This is a genomic window from Streptomyces sp. NPDC050549 (assembly GCF_040655035.1).
Taxonomy (GTDB): Bacteria; Actinomycetota; Actinomycetes; order Streptomycetales; family Streptomycetaceae; genus Streptomyces.
This window is the reverse complement of the sequence record NZ_JBFAJD010000070.1, coordinates 1-15,287: the sequence shown is the minus strand read 5'-3', so window position 1 is coordinate 15,287 and position 15,287 is coordinate 1. Positions and strand designations below refer to the sequence as shown.

Below are 15,287 nucleotides of genomic sequence, written 5' to 3'. Positions count from 1 at the left end.
GTCTTTCACCACTCACGGTGGGGACCTGCTCGTGTCGTGCCATGAGTTTCTCTTCCTGATGGGGCCCACCCGAGCTACCGCGGGGCCGGTTGGGGTTGGTGTCGCCTCTCGGCGGATGCCGTCCTGCTCAGGACGTGCTCACCGCGTGGAGCCTGCTGCGCCGGCGTCAGTGCCCGCGCAGACGTTCGGGGGGGGAGGTGGCCGCGGCGCGATGCCGAGCCGGTCAGGTGACCAGGTCCGACAGCGGCCGACCCGTCAGGGCCTGCCGGGCGCGCAGCACGACGGCCTCCTGGAGCGCGTCCATCGCCAGGTCGGACCGCCAGGCGACGTGCGGGGTCATCACCAGGTTCGGCACGCCGCGCAGTACGTGATCCGCCGGCAGCGGCTCGGTGGTGAAGGTGTCCAGACCCGCACCCGCCAGATGGCCCGAGCGCAGCGCGTCCGCCAGCGCGGTCTCGTCGATGAGCCCGCCGCGCGAGACGTTGACGAGGACTGAGCGCGGCCGCATACGCCGGATGACCTCGGCCGACACCAGGTTTCTGGTCGTGGCCGACAGCGGCAGGTGCAGCGATACCACGTCGGACTGTTCGAGCAGTTCCTTCAGTGGCGCGGCCGGCACCGAGTCGAAGGTCGCGAACGGGTCGTAGGCACGGACGTTCGTGCCCAGGGCCGCGTACCAGCGGGCGACCTGGCGGCCGATCCGGCCCATGCCCACGACCGCGACGTCCAGCTGCGAGAACCGTGGCGTGTCCATCCCGACGCTGCCCGCCCACTGGCCGGCCTCGATGGCCGACTGTCCCGCCGGGATGCGCCGTGCCAGCAGCAGTCCCATGGTGAGCGCGTGCGACGCGACCTCCTCGGTCGCCGCACCTGGCACGATCGCCACCGGCACACCCTTCGTCCGGGCGGCCGCCACGTCGATGTTGTCGTAGCCGATCCCGTACCGCACCACGGCGATGCACTTCTTCATCGCGGCGAAGTCCTGGGCCTCCACCGGCGCGTACGGGGTCACCATCACGACGGTCGCCTCCGGGATCGAGTCGCGGAACGCCTGCCGGTCCGGTGCCACCGCGAAGTCCAGCCCGAACTCCTCGGCCAGTGCTCGCTCGCGCTCCAGGTTCGGGTATTGCTGAGGACCGACGAGGAGTAGACCGCCGGCATGTTCGCCGGTGTCTGCCGGAAATTCGGTGATGCTTGCAAGAGACATTTCAACGGCCGCCTAAAGCTGTTCGCGGGGAAAGTGAAATGAAACGTAAGGACCGCCGAACCGGCAGTCAACGGGTCCCGTGCGGTGAAGTCGGAATACATCCGAACTGGAAACGGTGTGTTGTCGGAACCGGATCAATCTCGTTGCCCCGAGACTCTAGCTAACTAACGGACGTTAGCCTATGGTAGGTGTCGAGCGTCACAACCGGAGGTGTACGACCGTGAACGTGCGACAACTTCAGGCTTTCCTCGCGGTCGCCGAGCACTTGCACTTCGGTCGCGCGGCGGAGCAGCTCTTCATGGCCCAGGCGCCCCTGAGCCGGACCATCCAGGCCCTTGAGGGGGAGCTCGGCAGCCGCCTGTTCGAGCGCAACACCCGCTCGGTCTCTCTCACGGCCGCTGGCAAGGCCCTCATGGAGCCGGCCCGAGAGGTCCTCGCGGCGGTCGCCGTCGCCGAAGCCGCCGTCAGTGCCGCCGTGTCCGGCGAGTCCGGGACCGTACGGGTCGAGTTCTGCGGGGTCGCGGCGCACCCCCTGGTCGCCGCTCTGTCGCGTGGCATGCGCGCCGACCACCCCGGCATCCGCCTGGATCTGACCTCCCAGGCCGTCTCCAGGCCCACGATCCGCCGCCTGCTGGACGAAGAGGTGGACGTCGGACTCGGCCGCTTCGACAACCTGCCCCCCGGCCTCGACAGCGAAGTCCTGATCAACGACTCCCTAGTGGTCGCCATGCCCCGGACCCACCGGCTCGCCGGCTCGCAGGTCGTCTCCTTCCAGGACGTGGCCTCCGAGCCGTTCGTCTCCCTGCCCTACGCCACCGGGTCGGTCACCACCGACCGGCTGTGGCGCCTCGGGTACGCGCACGGCGCCGGGGGCGTGAACAACGTCCAGTTCGCTCCCGACACCTCGTCCTGCCTGGCGCTGGTCGGAGCCGAGGTCGGCTGCCATCTCGCGCTGCGCTCCGTGTCCCGGTCGACGGCCAATCCCAACGTCGTCTTCATCCCACTGGCCCGACGCGAATGCGAACTCGTGCCCGATGTCCACCTGCGTGCGGCGTGGCGGTCAGGGTGTGCGGACCGGCCCGTCGAGGCCGCGCTCGGACACCTGCGCCGGTGTCTGGATCAAGCGCGCCCGACCGCCGTCGCCTGAAACCCCGCGTAGCCGCATTGATCATTTCAATTGCGGGAACAATCGTCCGCCGCCTTCGCATCAATTACATCTGGCGACCAGGATTTCCTGGACGTAACGTCACGTTGTCGAAAACGCACGTGACTCACTTCCGGTACCTCGGTGAAACAGAACAACGCGTTCAAGCGTGTGCTGTCCCTGCCGGCCGAGTCGCTTTTCTGTGCGCGAGATCTCGCAAAGGAGCAATAGATGGGCAGCGAAGAAACCGTGCGTCAGATCGACGCACTCGTCGTGGGAACCGGCATGGGCGGCGTCATGGCACTGCGTACCCTCACCGCCGACGCCGGGATCGACGCGATCGCCATCGACAAGGCACCGAAGGTCGGCGGCACCTGGTACTGGAACCGCTACCCCGGCGCGCTCTCCGACACGCAGAGCTTCATGTACCAGCTGCCCTACGACCGCGAGCTGTTCCAGCGGACCGACTGGCGCACCCGCTACGTCCCCGGCCCCGAGATCCGCCAGTACGTCGAGGACGCCGTCGACTTCTGGGACCTGCCCTCCCGGATCCAGCTGGAGACCACGCTGGTCAGCGCGGCCTTCGACGAGGAGAGCGCGCGCTGGCGCGTAGTCACCGACAGGGGCGAGTTCCATGCCCGTTTCCTCATCACCGCCGCCGGCCTGCTCTCCCGGATCAACGTCCCCGACTTCCCGGGCATCGACCGGTTCGAGGGCCGTATCGTGCACACCGCCGACTGGCCTGGGGACCTCGACATCACGGGCCTGCGCATCGGCGTCATCGGCAACGGCTCCACCGGCATCCAGTTCATGACCGAGGCCGCCAAGACCGTCGCCCACCTGACCTCCTTCCAGCGCACCGCCCAGTACACCGTCCCGGCCGGGAACCGCGAGTGGTCCGAGGCCGAGCTGGAGCAGTTCAAGGCCACCTGCGAAGACCGCTGGGAGGAGTTCCGCACCTCCAAGATCGGCTTCGGTGTCGACGAGACCACCCGCAGCATCTGGAGCGTCTCGGAGGAGGAGCGCGAGGCCATCTTCGAGTGGGCCTGGCGCAAGGGCGGGAACTACACCTTCGCCAACGAGACCTTCTGCGACGTCACCAGCGACCGCGCCGCCAACGAGCTCGCCGCCGACTTCATCAAGCGGAAGATCAAGGAGATCGTCAAGGACCCCGAGACGGCCCGCAAGCTCACCCCGACCGAGCTGTTCGCGCGCCGCCCCATCTGCGACTCCGGCTACTTCGAGATCTTCAACCAGCCCCACGTCACCCTGGTCAGCACCCGGGAGAACCCCATCGAGGAGTTCGTGGCCGACGGCGTCGTCACTCAGGACGGCACCCTCCACGAACTCGACGTCCTGGTGCTTGCCACCGGCTTCGACGCCGTCGAGGGCAGCTACCGGAACATGGACATCCGCGGCATCGGAGGCGAGACCCTCAAGGAGCACTGGGCCGACGCCCCCCGCAGCCACATGGGCATGACCGTGTCCGGCTTCCCGAACCTGTTCATGGTCCTCGGACCCAACGGCCCGTTCGTCAACAACCCCTCCGCCATCGGCGTCCAGGCCAAGTGGATCGCCCAGGCCGTCAAGAGCGTCAAGGACACTCCCGGCGCCTCCATCTGGCTGCGCGAGGAGGCCGAGGAGAACTGGCTCCAGGCCTGCCTCGACGCGCTCAAGGGCTCGCTGTTCCTGGAGACCGGCTCGTGGATCTTCGGCAACAACATCCCCGGCAAGCGCAAGGCCCGGACGGCCAACTTCTACGTCGGCGGTCTCGACCGGTTCATCGCGATCTCCGAGGCCGAGGCGGCCCAGGGATACCCCAGCTACGAGGTCCGCGTCCCGTCCGCGGTCTGACCCCCACCCCCGCAAGCGGTTTGGAGAAGCAAGCCATGCCCACCTACCAGACGATCTCGCCGCTCAACGGCGAGGTGCTCGCCGAGTACACGCTGATGACCGACACCGAGGTCGCGGAGGCACTCACCCGTGCCACCGACGCCTACCGTGACTGGGCCCGCACCGGCGTCGAGGACCGGGTCGCCGTGCTGGCCCGTATCGCCGAGCTGCACCGCGAGCGCGGCGCCGAACTCGCCGAGGCGATGGCGACCGAGATGGGCAAGCCGCTCGCCCAGGCCGAGGGTGAGGTCAACCTCGCGGCATCGATCTACGGGTACTACGCCACCGCAGGCGCCCGGCTCCTGGCCGACGAGGTGATCGAGGTCGGGGCCGGGGGACGTGCCGTCGTCCGAACGGCTCCCACGGGCCCCGTCCTCGGGATCATGCCGTGGAACTTCCCGCTCTACCAGGTGGCCCGGTTCGTCGCCCCCAACCTGCTGCTGGGCAACACGGTCCTTCTCAAGCATGCCCGCTCCTGCACCCGCACCGCACTTCTCATCGACGCCGCCGTCACCGACGCCAACGCCCCGAAGGGCGTCTACGAGAACCTCATCGTGTCGTCCGCGCAGATCGGCGCCCTCATCGCCGACGTCCGCCTGCAAGGCGTCTCACTGACCGGCTCCGAGGAAGCAGGCCGGATCGTGGCCGAACAGGCCGGCCGGCATCTCAAGAAATGCGTCCTCGAACTCGGCGGCTCGGACCCCTTCATCGTCCTGCCCGACGCCGACCTCGACCTGGCCCTCGACCTGGCCGCGACCGGCCGGTTCAGCAACGCAGGCCAGTCCTGCACCTCCTCCAAGCGCCTGATCGTCCACAGCGACGTCTACGACCGGTTCCTGGAAGGGTTCCTCGACCGCGCGCAGCAGTGGAACACCGGAGATCCGATGAGCCCGGGGACCCGCATCGGCCCGATGGCGTCCGAGTCAGGCCGACAGGAGATCGCCGAGCAGGTCGAGGACGCCGTAGCCAAGGGCGCGGAGCTGCACCTGGGTGGTGCGGTCCCCGAGGGCCCCGGCGCGTTCTACCCGGCCACCGTCATCGCCGGCGTCACCCCGGACATGCGCGCCCACAGCGAGGAACTCTTCGGCCCCGTCGCCGTCCTGTACAGGGTCGACTCCGTCGAGGAGGCCGTCGAACTCGCGAACGACTCCCGGTTCGGTCTCGGGTCCGCCGTGTTCACCCGTGACGAGGACCTGGCCGCGGACATCGCCGAGCGCCTGGAAGTCGGCATGGTCGGCCTCAACACCCTCATCCGCAGCCAGCCCGACCTGCCGTTCGGTGGCGTCAAGGCGTCCGGGATCGGCCGTGAGCTCGGCCGCCTCGGCCTGGACGAGTTCGCCAACAAGAAGATGATCCGTCTCTCCTGACGGCTGCTCGGCCCTCATACGGCGCCCTGCCCGCAACCCTCCCCGGCGGGCAGGGCGCAGCTGCGAACGGCACACACCGCCCTACGACTCACCCTGAAGGACATGACGTGAAGCTCGTTTCCTACGAATCCCGGACCGGCTGGAAGCCCGGCCTTCTCGACAGCGACCAGGTGTTCGACCTCAACTCCGCGCTCTGGGCCGCAGGTTGCCGCACCTCCACGGACCTGCCATCCGTCCGCGCGTTTCTCCAGACACACGGCGGACAGTTGGCTCAGATCGCCGTCGCCGTCGGAACGGTGTTCGACGGCGGAGCCCTCGACCCCGTGGGAAGCCTCGACTCCGTGGTGCTCGGGCCACCGGTCACCGACCCGCTCAAGGTCCTGTGCGTGGGCCTGAACTACGCGGACCACGTCGGGGAGACCGGCCGTGCCCTGCCGGCCCATCCCGATCTGTTCGCCAAGTTCGCCAGCAGTCTGATCGGGCCCTACGACGCCATCGACCGGTCCGATGTCACCGACAACCTCGACTTCGAGGGTGAACTCGCCGTCGTCATCGGCAGGGAGTGTGCCCGCGTGGACGAGAGCGACGCCCTGTCGTACGTGGCCGGGCTGTCCGTCCTCAACGACATCACCGCCCGCGACCTCCAGTACCGCGGCACTCAATGGCTCGCGGGCAAGGCCGTGGACCGGGCGACGCCGTTCGGGCCGGCGATCGTCACCCTGGACGAGGTCGGTGACCCACAGGCCCTGGACATCGAGACCTTCGTCAACGGCACCCGGGTCCAGGGCTCCAACACCAAGAACATGATCTTTCCGGTGACCGGGATCATCGCCTACATCAGTCAGTTCCTCACCCTCAGCCCCGGCGACGTGATCGCCACCGGCACCCCCGAGGGCATCGGCGCCAAGCGGAATCCGCCCCTGTGGCTGCGCCCCGGCGACAACGTCGAAGTCGTCCTGGAGAAGGTCGGAGCCCTGCGCAACGAGATCCACTGACCCGTCCTGTCGCATGTCTGCGGAGCCGAGCCCTCGGGTCGGCTCCGCAGACATGTCGCCGGGGCAGGAGCGGGGGAGTCGGGTTCAGACGCGGGCTGCGAACAGCTCGGCCAGGTGCTGGGTCGGTACCTGGGCCAGGTCGTCGAGCTGGACGCGGCAGGACATGCCGTCTGCGAGGAACACCGCGTCCGCGTGGGCGCGCACCGCCGGCAGCAGGTGCGTCTCGGCGACCGCGACGCTGACCTCGTAATGCCCCTTCTCCACACCGAAGTTGCCGGCCAGACCGCAACAGCCCTGCACCTTGGTCACGGTCGCGCCCGCCCTCTCCAGCAGCCGCTGGTCGGTGTCCCAGCCGATGACCGCGCTGTGGTGGCAGTGCGGCTGAGCGACCACCTCCACCCCGGTCAGGTCGGGCAGCGGCAGGTCGAGGCGCTCGACGAGCTCGGCGAAGCTGAGCAGCCCTGACGCCACCACGTCCGCCTCCTCGGCGTCGCACAGCTCTCTCGCGTCGCTGCGCAACGCCGCGAGACACGACGGCTCCAGCGCCATGACGGGGGCCCCGCCCCGGATGTAGGGCGCGATCGTCCGCACAGTCCGGTCGACGATGGTCCGCGCCCGGTCGAGCTGTCCGGTCGTGATCCACGTCAGGCCGCAGCAGGCGTCCTCCTGGATGACACGGACCGTGAGGCCATGCGACTCCAGGAATCGGATCGCCGCCAGACCGGACTTCGGGAAGAAGTGGTCGGTGAAGGAGTCGGCCCAGATCCACACATCGGGCGAGGCGTCTGCCACGTAGGGCGCATCCGTCGCCTTTCGCAGGGTGGGCGAGGCGAACTCCGGTACGGACCGCCGGTGGTCGATGCCTGCGGCCCACTTGGCCAGAGCGGCGAGCGGTCTGGCACGCAGGAACAGGTTGGCCGGCCGCGCCAACGGTGCCGTGAGCCGCGCCCATTTCGGGAGCTGTCCGAGGAACAGGTGCGACCGCGGGCGGCGCAACCCGGCGACGTCGTGCCGCTGGTGCAGCACCTCGCTCTTGTACGTGGCCATGTCGACGCCGCTGGGACAGTCGCTCGAACACCCCTTGCACGCGAGGCACAGATCGAGCGCATCGGCCACCGCCGGGTCCTTCAGACCGCCTTGCAGGAGCCCACCGTCGAGCGCCTCCTGCAGAACCCGGGCACGACCGCGGGTCGAGTCCCGTTCGTCGCTCGTGGCGAGATAGGAAGGGCACATCACCCCCGCGGTCCTCGGTGCCACACACTTCCCCACACCTGTGCAGCGGTGCACGGCGGCACCGAGGTCCCCGGCGTCGTGCACCAGCCGCAGACCGGGACGCACCGGCGCCTGAGGCCGCACCGGCCGCAAGTCGTCGGTGATCGCAACCGGTTCGGCGATGATGCCGGGGTTGAGAATGTTGTCGGGGTCGCAGACTGCTTTCACCTGCCGGAAAAGGGCGAGGGACGTCTCGTCGTACATCAATGGCAACAGCTCACCGCGGACCCGGCCGTCACCGTGCTCTCCCGACAGGGTGCCCCGGTAGTCGCGCAGCCGTGTCGCACAGGCGGTCATGAAATTGCGGAAGACTTTGGCCGAGGCCGGATCGCCGGGCCGGAACGGGAAGTCGATGCGGCAGTGGACGCAGCCGTCGCCGAAGTGGCCGTACGGGATGCCCTGAAGGTCGTGTGCCCGCAGGAGTTCCTCGAAGTCGCGCAGCCACGCGCCGAGGTGCTCCGGCGGAACGGCGGCGTCCTCCCAGCCGCCATATGCCGGCGTCGGCAGGGACCGGCCCGCGAGCCCGGCGCCGACCTCACGGATGCACCACAGCGCGGCCGCCTCACGGGGGTCGTCGACGAGTCTGGTGTCCAGTGCGGCGCCGACAGCGACGAGCCGCCGTACGGCATCCGCCGCGTCCTCGCCCGCCACCTCCGCGAACAACCAGCCGCTCCCCTTTGGCAGCTCGGGCACAGCGGAGCCCTTCTCCCGCACCAGATCGACGATGCGCGAATCCATGCCCTCGCAGGCGACGAGCCGACCGGGTACCGCCGCGAGCAACGCCGGTACGGCATCGGCCGCGTCGGCCATCGTCGGGTACCCGAGCACCAACAGCTTGCGTTCGACGCGGTTGTCCACCAGGCGGACGGTCGCCTCCAGGACCGTGGCCAGTGACCCCTCGCTGCCGACCAGGAACCGTTCGACGCGGCGTCGCTCGGGCAGCAGGTGCTCCAGTCCGTAGCCACTGACCTGGCGGCCGAAACGGCCGAACTCGGTACGCAGATGAGCCAGGTTGGCGTCGCCGACGGCCGCCAGCCGCTTCGCCCTGTCGCCGGCGGCCAAGCCGCCCTGCTCCAGGGCGAGTTCTCCGTTTCCGTACAACACGCGCAGCGACTCGACGTTGTCCACCGTCCGGCCGTAACCCAAAGCTCGCGACCCGCAGGCGTTGTTGCCGACCATTCCACCGACCGTGCAGCGACTGTGAGAGGACGGGTCAGGTCCGAAGCGCAGCCCGTAGAGGGCCACCTCGCGTTGCAGATCCGCGTGCACCACCCCCGGTTCCACGCGCGCCGTGCGCGCGACCGGGTCGATGTCGAGCACCCGGTTGAACCGGCGGGTGTCGACGACGATGCCGCTGCCGACCGCATTGCCGGCGATGCTGGTACCCGCGCCGCGCATGGTCACTGGTATCCGCAGCTCACGCGCCACCTCATGGGCCGCGATCACGTCGTCTTCGCCGCGCGCTTTCACGACTGCGGACGGGACGACGCGGTACAGGCTCGCGTCCGACGAGTACAGAGCTCGTGTCAGCGGCGAGTCGTCGAACTCGACTCCGGCGGTGCGAAGGGCGGCGGCGAGGTGTGTCTGAGCGGGCATACCTCAGGCTAACTAACGTACGGTAGTTTCGCTACTGCGGTGTTTTCGCAGACTGACTAACGTAAGGTAGTTTCCCGCGCTGTACACAGGCCAAGGAGGAGTCGGTGACCGAGAATCGGTGGCCCCTCGCCGTCGAGGAGTTCGACAAGCACCTCAGCGAGCTCGACTGGAGTCGCCAGAGCGCCTCCCGCAGAGCGATCCTGGAGGCCTTCCTCCGGCTTGCCACCGAGAACGGGTTCAACTCGGTCACCATGCGGATGATCGCCAAGGAGATGTCGATCAAGGCCCCGAGTCTGTACAACCACTTTCCGGACGGCCGCGACGAGATCGTGGCCGAGTCCCTCCGCTGGCACTTCTACAAGTTCGGCATCGCCCTGCTCGACGAGGTGCGCGGCGTCCCGGACCCCAGGGAGGGCTGGCGCCGGATGGTCCACGTGCACCTGACGCGACAGATCGAGCTTCCCGAGAGCAACCTGTGGGATCTGCTCGTGGCGACCGACCAGGTTGTCCACTTCCTCCCGTCGGCGCTCCGTGAGGAGGTCGACGCCTGGGTCGATCTGTACGAGGCGCTCTACCGGGCCGCGGCCGAGGACATGGGCTTCGGGAAGTCGGTGCAGCAGGTCAAGCTCGTGATGACGGTCCTCGAAGGCGCGAACCGCTGGGCCATGTGGGACGGCAAGCGACGATCGCTTGCACCGCTGGCCGAGAAGGCGAACAGCGCGACCCTGGCCCTGCTCGAACTCACGACGGGTTGAGGAGACGACGATGCCGCTGCGGAAGTACGCCTCCAGCCCCCTCGTCCGCCGGGAAGGACGGCCGAAGGGCCACGCCTTCGTGCCACCAGGCGAGGGCCCTCGGCCGGGAGTCGCCCTCATGGAGTGGGAACTCCGGGGCGAGTCGTGGACGGACGAGCATCCCCACGACGAGTTCAACTACGTGCTGGAGGGCCACCTGTTCGTCGCGTGCGACGGCGAGACCGTCGAGGCTGTCACAGGTGACGTCGTCCGAGTGCCGGCAGGAAGTGTCGGCCGTTACTGGGCACCGGAGCATGCCCGCATGCTCGCCGTCTACGGCCCGAACCCGCAGGGGCTGGAGAGTCGCGTGCATGCCTTCACACGCTGGGAGACTCCGGCGGACGACTCCCGCGGATCCGCCTCGTAGAGCGCCCGCGCATCGATGTGGAAGCGCTTTCTCCTACGCTGAAGTGGCATGTACATTTAACTGAGCTGGGTGAAGTGTCGAGGCCCGGCCGGAAACCGTCCCACCTCGGACGGAGAAGGGTTCTCATGGACCGGGTCGTGCGTGGGCGTCGTCACGCCCTGTTCTTGCTCTTCTTACTGGCCGGGATCGCGATGTCCTCTTGGGTGACACGCACGCCCGCGATCCGGGACCGGCTGGACCTTTCCACCGCGCACATGGGGCTGGTGCTGTTCGGGCTGTCGCTCGGCTCGATGGCGGGTATCTCCTGCTCGGGACGACTGGTGTCCAGGTTCGGGACCCGGCCCGTCATCGTCTGGGGGACATGGCTCCTCATCGCGGGGATGGCCATGATCTGCTGGGGGAGCGCCTTGACGTCGGTGTGGACGGTGACCGCGGGCCTGTGCGCCTTCGGCGCCGGGCTCGGGGTCGGCGACGTGGCGGTCAACGTCGACGGTACGGACGTCGAGCGGCTCGGCGGCAGGACCACTTTGCCCGCGCTGCACGGCTGCTTCAGCCTGGGAACCGTACTGGGCGCCGGGGCGGGCATGGCGGCGACGGCGGCAGGTGTACCGGTGCACTGGCACCTCGCTGCGGTCGTCCTGCTCGCCACCGGCCTCCTCCTCTACGCGATGCGCGCCATCCCGGAGGGCACCGGCCGCGCCGCGCCCGAGAAGGCGCATGAAGCGGGTGTCGGCAGGCATCGCCCGGCGGTCTGGAAGGACGGGCGGCTGCTGCTCATCGGCGCGATCGTGCTGGCGATGGCGCTGGCCGAGGGGTCGGCCAACGACTGGTTGCCGCTGTTGATGGTCGACGGCCACGGCATGGATGCCACGGCGGGCTCCCTCGTGTACGCCGGTTTCGCCGCCGCGATGACGCTGGGCCGTTTCGCGGGCACGTTCTTCCTCGACCGCTTCGGCCGCACCGTCGTCGTGCGCGCCAGTGCCCTCTCCGGTGCGCTCGGCCTCCTCGTCGTCATCGTCTCCGACAACGCTGTCCTGGCCGGAACTGCCGTACTGCTGTGGGGACTGGGTGCATCGCTCGGCTTTCCTCTCGCCCTCTCGGCCGCCGGGGAGTCCGGCCCGGACCCGACGGCCCGGGTCAGTCTCGTGGCGGTCATCGGCTACGTCGCGTTTCTCGTCGGACCGCCCGGACTCGGCTTTCTCGGCGGCCAGGTCGGCCTGCGTCCCGCCATGCTCGTTGTCCTGGCCTGCGTTGTGTGCGCCGCCTTCCTGGCACCGGCGGTGGAGACCGGGACCCGCGCCGAGGGCCAGGCCGCGGGGTGTGGCACCGACGCCGACGTACCCGCCACCGCCGATGGCGCCGGTTCGCTGTAGAGCGCGTTCCGCACGGCGCTCACAGGCCGGCATTCGTCAGCGGCGTGCGCCGCCCCCGTCAGGTTTTCCGCGGTTCCGCAACGGAGCCACTGGCCTCCGGGCTCGGCATGACTGTGTCCCCCTGTCGCAGGAAATGATCTGGGGGGGGTGGTGCCACCGGTCCCCGGCGTGTTCGTCGGAGACGCTGATCCGAGGTCCGGCCACCGTCCGGTACGGCGCGATGCGGGACAGCTCGCAGGCGGCAGGTATGCATAACGTAGATGCGCGCGTACGACGCCCGAGTCGAGGCCGCCACCGCCAAGGCCCTTGGAAGGGCGCGATGTTCGAGATCGAAGACATAGAGGCGACGCAAGCCCGATCTGCGGCATGTCCGCACTGTGCCACGGCATCGGGGCGGGTGCACGGCCGGTACATCCGGCGTTCGTCGGATGCGGCGACCGGGGGCAGGGCTGTGGTCATCGAGCTGCTCGCACGCCGGTTCCGCTGTCTCAACGGAGCCGGCGCCGCCGTGACGTCCGCCGAGCAGGTCGAGGGGCTGCGAAGGTGTGGCCGCAGCGCAGGTGGGCCAGGGCGAGCAGGGCTTGCCAGCCGCAGGTCTGCCGCCGCCGGCGTGTGCCGATCCGCTTCCGCTCGGCTGCCCGTTCCCGGCCCGGCAACCGTAGCGCTGAAGTGGACAGATCCAGCCCGGACGGGTGGTCAAGCACGGCGAAGCTCCTGGCGGAGAAGGTTGGTCTTGGTCGACAACCCATCTGCCAGGAGCTTCGTCGTCCTGTCACCCCAACCGCCCCCAACCCGTGGGAAGGTTGGAAAAGCCTCATTGTCACCGTGATTTCCGGGGAGGCCTGCCTCTTGCTCGAAACGGGCGAGACGATCATGAGGCAGGGTGACATCGTCGTTCAGCGCGGCACCGAGCACGCCTGGCGGAATCGGACCGGCATGGCCTGCGTGGTCTCAGACGTCATCCGCTTTCCGGACGCGATCGTTTAGTTCGGGTGGGTGGGCATGAACTCTCGTTCGTGGCGGGAGAGATGGGCGTGGTTCGTCCGCTCGTCTGGCTCGTGGAGGTCGCTGGTGGCGTCGGTACTCGGTCTACTGGAGGCCAGGGAGAAGATGGTCCGGGAGGAGATCGCACGGTTGCGGGAGGAGGCCGAGCGGGTGCAGGCCGCGCTCGGTGAGGCGGAACGGGAGCTTCAGCGGTTGGTGGATGCCGGGTGAGGGTCTGTACGGTGAGTGGTGTAACTCCCGAGCTGGAAGCGACAGTTGATGACTGACGTGACGAGTGACACCGAGGCCGGGAAGGCCTCTGTGAGTGGGACGAGTGCCGTGGATGACGGGCTGGTCGCCGAGTTGGTTGCCCGGGCTCAGGCCGGTGGCGTGAAGCTCACCGGGGAGGGTGGCCTCCTGCAGCAGCTGACCAAGCGGGTGTTGGAATCCGCGCTGGAGGGCGAGCTCACTGATCATCTGGGGCACGAGCCCGGTGAGCGGGCCGAGGGCGGCAGGGAGAACTACCGCAACGGGCACCGGTCCAAGACGGTGATCACCGAGTCGGGGCCGGTCGAGATCGCTGTGCCGCGGGACCGGGCCGGGTCGTTCGAGCCTCAGCTGGTCAAGAAGCGTCAGCGGCGTCTGGGCGGGGTGGACGAGACATCTCATGTCGTTGGTGGGTCAGGTGCAGCGGTCATGCGGCGAGTGCGAGAGGCGCTGGGAAGGCCTTCTCGGCGTCGTAGAGGGTGCGATTCTGAAGGCAGTGGTAGAGGCAGCCGAGAAGCTTGTTGAACGGGTTCCGCAGAGCCGGGGTATGGCGTTCGCCGCCGTCCCGTCGGCGGTCGTAGTGGGTGCGTGGCTCGGAGGAGCGCAGGGCGGCGAAGGCCCACATGTAGCCGACGGCGGCCAGGCGTCTGTTCTTGACGGTGCGGGCCACCACGATGTGGCTGCGGCCCGAGGCGCGGGTTACCGGTGCGGCACCGGCGTAGGCCTTGACAGCTTTGGCGTCAGCGAACCGGGTGGGGTCGTCGCCGATCTCGGCCAGGACTCGCGCGCCGGACACGACCGACAGACCGGGCAGACTGGTGATGATCTGAGCGTCCGGATGGGACAGGAACGCCGTCTCGGTGGCTGTGGCCAGGTCGTCTCCGCTCGTGCAGGCGGCAGCGAGCTGCTGCAGCAGGGCCGCGGTCTGCTGGCCCATGGCCTGCTCAACCAGTGGTAGCTGACGCATCTGCTCCGAGCGGAACAGTTCCCGCAGGCGCTCGACCAGCTCGTCGACGGAGCGGCGAAGCCGGCCCGCCCGGTTGAGGAGTGCCCGGAGCTGGGTGCGGGTCAGCTTGGCGGCTGCGACCGGGGTGGGTGCGGCGGTGAGGACGGCGCGGGCGTGGGCGGAATCGAGGCCGAGTTTGCCGGTGCCGTGGAAGGCCAGCAGCGCGGCCGGGAAGTATTCGCGCAGGTGGGAGCGGAGTCGGTTGACGAGCTGGCCTTTGTCCCAGATCGCGTCCTGGTGGGCGCGGGCGAGCACGGCGACGGCCTGGCCGAGCTCGCTGTCGGCGGGGAGCGGGCGGTGGGCCTTGATGTCGGTCCGCAGGATGTTGGCCAGGATGCGGGCGTCGGCGGCGTCCGATTTCGCGCGGGAGACGCTGCCGCGGTCCCGGTAGCGTGCCGCTGCAAGCGGGTTGATCGCGTAGACCTTGCGGCCCGTGGCCCGCAGGGCGGCGACCAGCAGGCCGCGCGGGGTCTCGATGGCGACCGGGACCGGGGAATCCGGGCTGTCGCCGTGGCGGGCCAGCAGCTCCAGCAGAGCGCAGAGGCCCGGGTAGTCGTCGCTGATCCGGAGTTTGGCCAACTGGTCGCCGTCCTGGTCGACGAGGGCTATGTCGTGGTGACCCTCCGCCCAGTCGATGCCGCAGAACACTCGGGTCAAGGTGCCTCTCCTCGAATCGGTGGGTGCGCGTATGCGCAGGTCAACTCCCTGCGGAGCACGCGGCGCTCTAATAGAAGTGCTCCAGGCACGCCATCTCATGAGCCGTTCGTGTCTCCAGCGACCGGTAGGGACCTCGGTCTGCTTGAGAGCTCACGGCTCGCGATCTTCTGAGAGGTCGGCCCCTGCCGGCGGGCTGAGGACATGAAAGCTGTTGTGCTGGCGACGCCAGGCGGGGCCTGTCTCGTCTCGGGGATCACGTCCCGAATGGTCCTTAGACGTCATCCGCTTATCGATCACGAGGCTGGGCCGGTCGAACAGGGTTCCTGATCGGGTGATCGCGTGAGGGCCGACGCATGGCAGCAGGG

At 68.8% G+C, this 15,287-nt stretch carries 13 protein-coding genes and 3 pseudogenes; 11 read left to right on the top strand and 5 right to left on the bottom strand.

The genetic code is table 11. The features are described 5' to 3' along the window. Positions 1-223 precede the first annotated feature (223 nt). Complete coding sequence (locus tag AB0I51_RS46130; RefSeq protein WP_362985137.1) at positions 224-1,207, bottom strand: C-terminal binding protein; 984 nt, start codon at positions 1,205-1,207, stop codon at positions 224-226. Between the two features lie 226 nt (positions 1,208-1,433). Between AB0I51_RS46130 and AB0I51_RS46125 the strand changes: the two genes are divergently transcribed. The 4 genes from AB0I51_RS46125 to AB0I51_RS46110 all read left to right on the top strand — a co-directional run bounded on the left by AB0I51_RS46125 (position 1,434) and on the right by AB0I51_RS46110 (position 6,606). Continuing rightward, positions 1,434-2,354: a LysR family transcriptional regulator gene (locus AB0I51_RS46125; protein ID WP_362985135.1), complete on the top strand. Its 921-nt coding sequence runs from the start codon at positions 1,434-1,436 to the stop codon at positions 2,352-2,354. A gap of 228 nt (positions 2,355-2,582) precedes the next feature. Beyond that, positions 2,583-4,205 (top strand): NAD(P)/FAD-dependent oxidoreductase, encoded by a 1,623-nt coding sequence (locus AB0I51_RS46120; RefSeq protein ID WP_362985133.1) that lies wholly within the window; start codon positions 2,583-2,585, stop codon positions 4,203-4,205. Between the two features lie 35 nt (positions 4,206-4,240). Further along, on the top strand, positions 4,241-5,611 hold the full coding sequence (locus AB0I51_RS46115) for an NAD-dependent succinate-semialdehyde dehydrogenase (protein WP_362985132.1): 1,371 nt from the start codon (positions 4,241-4,243) through the stop codon (positions 5,609-5,611). Positions 5,612-5,718: 107 nt separating this feature from the next. Further along, the gene (locus AB0I51_RS46110) at positions 5,719-6,606 is read left to right on the top strand and encodes a fumarylacetoacetate hydrolase family protein (protein WP_362985130.1); all 888 of its coding nucleotides are present in this window, start codon (positions 5,719-5,721) and stop codon (positions 6,604-6,606) included. Positions 6,607-6,690: 84 nt separating this feature from the next. Here AB0I51_RS46110 and AB0I51_RS46105 read toward each other — a convergent pair whose 3' ends face one another. After that, complete coding sequence (locus AB0I51_RS46105; protein WP_362985128.1) at positions 6,691-9,474, bottom strand: FAD-binding and (Fe-S)-binding domain-containing protein; 2,784 nt, start codon at positions 9,472-9,474, stop codon at positions 6,691-6,693. Between the two features lie 104 nt (positions 9,475-9,578). Between AB0I51_RS46105 and AB0I51_RS46100 the strand changes: the two genes are divergently transcribed. From AB0I51_RS46100 to AB0I51_RS46085, 4 genes and pseudogenes are all read left to right on the top strand, one after another. Continuing rightward, complete coding sequence (locus tag AB0I51_RS46100) at positions 9,579-10,229, top strand: TetR/AcrR family transcriptional regulator (protein ID WP_362985126.1); 651 nt, start codon at positions 9,579-9,581, stop codon at positions 10,227-10,229. A 10-nt stretch (positions 10,230-10,239) separates the two neighbouring features. After that, positions 10,240-10,635, top strand: a complete 396-nt coding sequence (locus AB0I51_RS46095; RefSeq protein ID WP_362985124.1) for a cupin domain-containing protein — start codon at positions 10,240-10,242, stop codon at positions 10,633-10,635. A gap of 74 nt (positions 10,636-10,709) precedes the next feature. Beyond that, entirely contained in the window at positions 10,710-12,008 is a 1,299-nt protein-coding gene (locus AB0I51_RS46090; RefSeq protein ID WP_362985122.1) for an MFS transporter, read from the top strand. Next, positions 11,989-12,483 (top strand): annotated as a pseudogene (locus AB0I51_RS46085) (hypothetical protein); the annotation flags it as partial. The gene AB0I51_RS46090 and the pseudogene AB0I51_RS46085, both read left to right, overlap by 20 nt. A gap of 61 nt (positions 12,484-12,544) precedes the next feature. Here AB0I51_RS46085 and AB0I51_RS46080 read toward each other — a convergent pair. Beyond that, positions 12,545-12,712 (bottom strand): annotated as a pseudogene (locus AB0I51_RS46080) (IS5/IS1182 family transposase); the annotation flags it as partial. On the opposite strand from AB0I51_RS46080, the gene AB0I51_RS46075 reads away from it, so the two are divergent. From AB0I51_RS46075 to AB0I51_RS46065, 3 genes and pseudogenes are all read left to right on the top strand, one after another. Beyond that, entirely contained in the window at positions 12,678-12,995 is a 318-nt protein-coding gene (locus AB0I51_RS46075; protein WP_362985121.1) for a hypothetical protein, read from the top strand. The pseudogene AB0I51_RS46080 and the gene AB0I51_RS46075 sit on opposite strands and share 35 nt — an antisense overlap. A gap of 84 nt (positions 12,996-13,079) precedes the next feature. Further along, entirely contained in the window at positions 13,080-13,223 is a 144-nt protein-coding gene (locus AB0I51_RS46070; RefSeq protein WP_362985119.1) for a hypothetical protein, read from the top strand. A 48-nt stretch (positions 13,224-13,271) separates the two neighbouring features. After that, a pseudogene (locus AB0I51_RS46065) lies at positions 13,272-13,652 on the top strand (transposase); the annotation flags it as partial. Positions 13,653-13,686: 34 nt separating this feature from the next. Here AB0I51_RS46065 and AB0I51_RS46060 read toward each other — a convergent pair. Together AB0I51_RS46060 and AB0I51_RS46055 are read right to left on the bottom strand one after the other, a co-directional pair. Then, positions 13,687-14,922 (bottom strand): IS110 family transposase, encoded by a 1,236-nt coding sequence (locus tag AB0I51_RS46060; protein WP_362985117.1) that lies wholly within the window; start codon positions 14,920-14,922, stop codon positions 13,687-13,689. 150 nt (positions 14,923-15,072) lie between these two features. Beyond that, positions 15,073-15,287 (bottom strand): hypothetical protein (locus tag AB0I51_RS46055; RefSeq protein WP_362985115.1); only part of this gene is annotated, 215 nt, incomplete at its 5' end.

Coding starts and splice junctions, on each gene's coding strand:
- AB0I51_RS46105 (WP_362985128.1), bottom strand. CDS start 9,474: ATGCCCGCTCAGACACACCTCGCCGCCGCCCTTCGCACCGCCGGAGTC.
- AB0I51_RS46095 (WP_362985124.1), top strand. CDS start 10,240: ATGCCGCTGCGGAAGTACGCCTCCAGCCCCCTCGTCCGCCGGGAAGGA.
- AB0I51_RS46115 (WP_362985132.1), top strand. CDS start 4,241: ATGCCCACCTACCAGACGATCTCGCCGCTCAACGGCGAGGTGCTCGCC.
- AB0I51_RS46130 (WP_362985137.1), bottom strand. CDS start 1,207: ATGTCTCTTGCAAGCATCACCGAATTTCCGGCAGACACCGGCGAACAT.
- AB0I51_RS46120 (WP_362985133.1), top strand. CDS start 2,583: ATGGGCAGCGAAGAAACCGTGCGTCAGATCGACGCACTCGTCGTGGGA.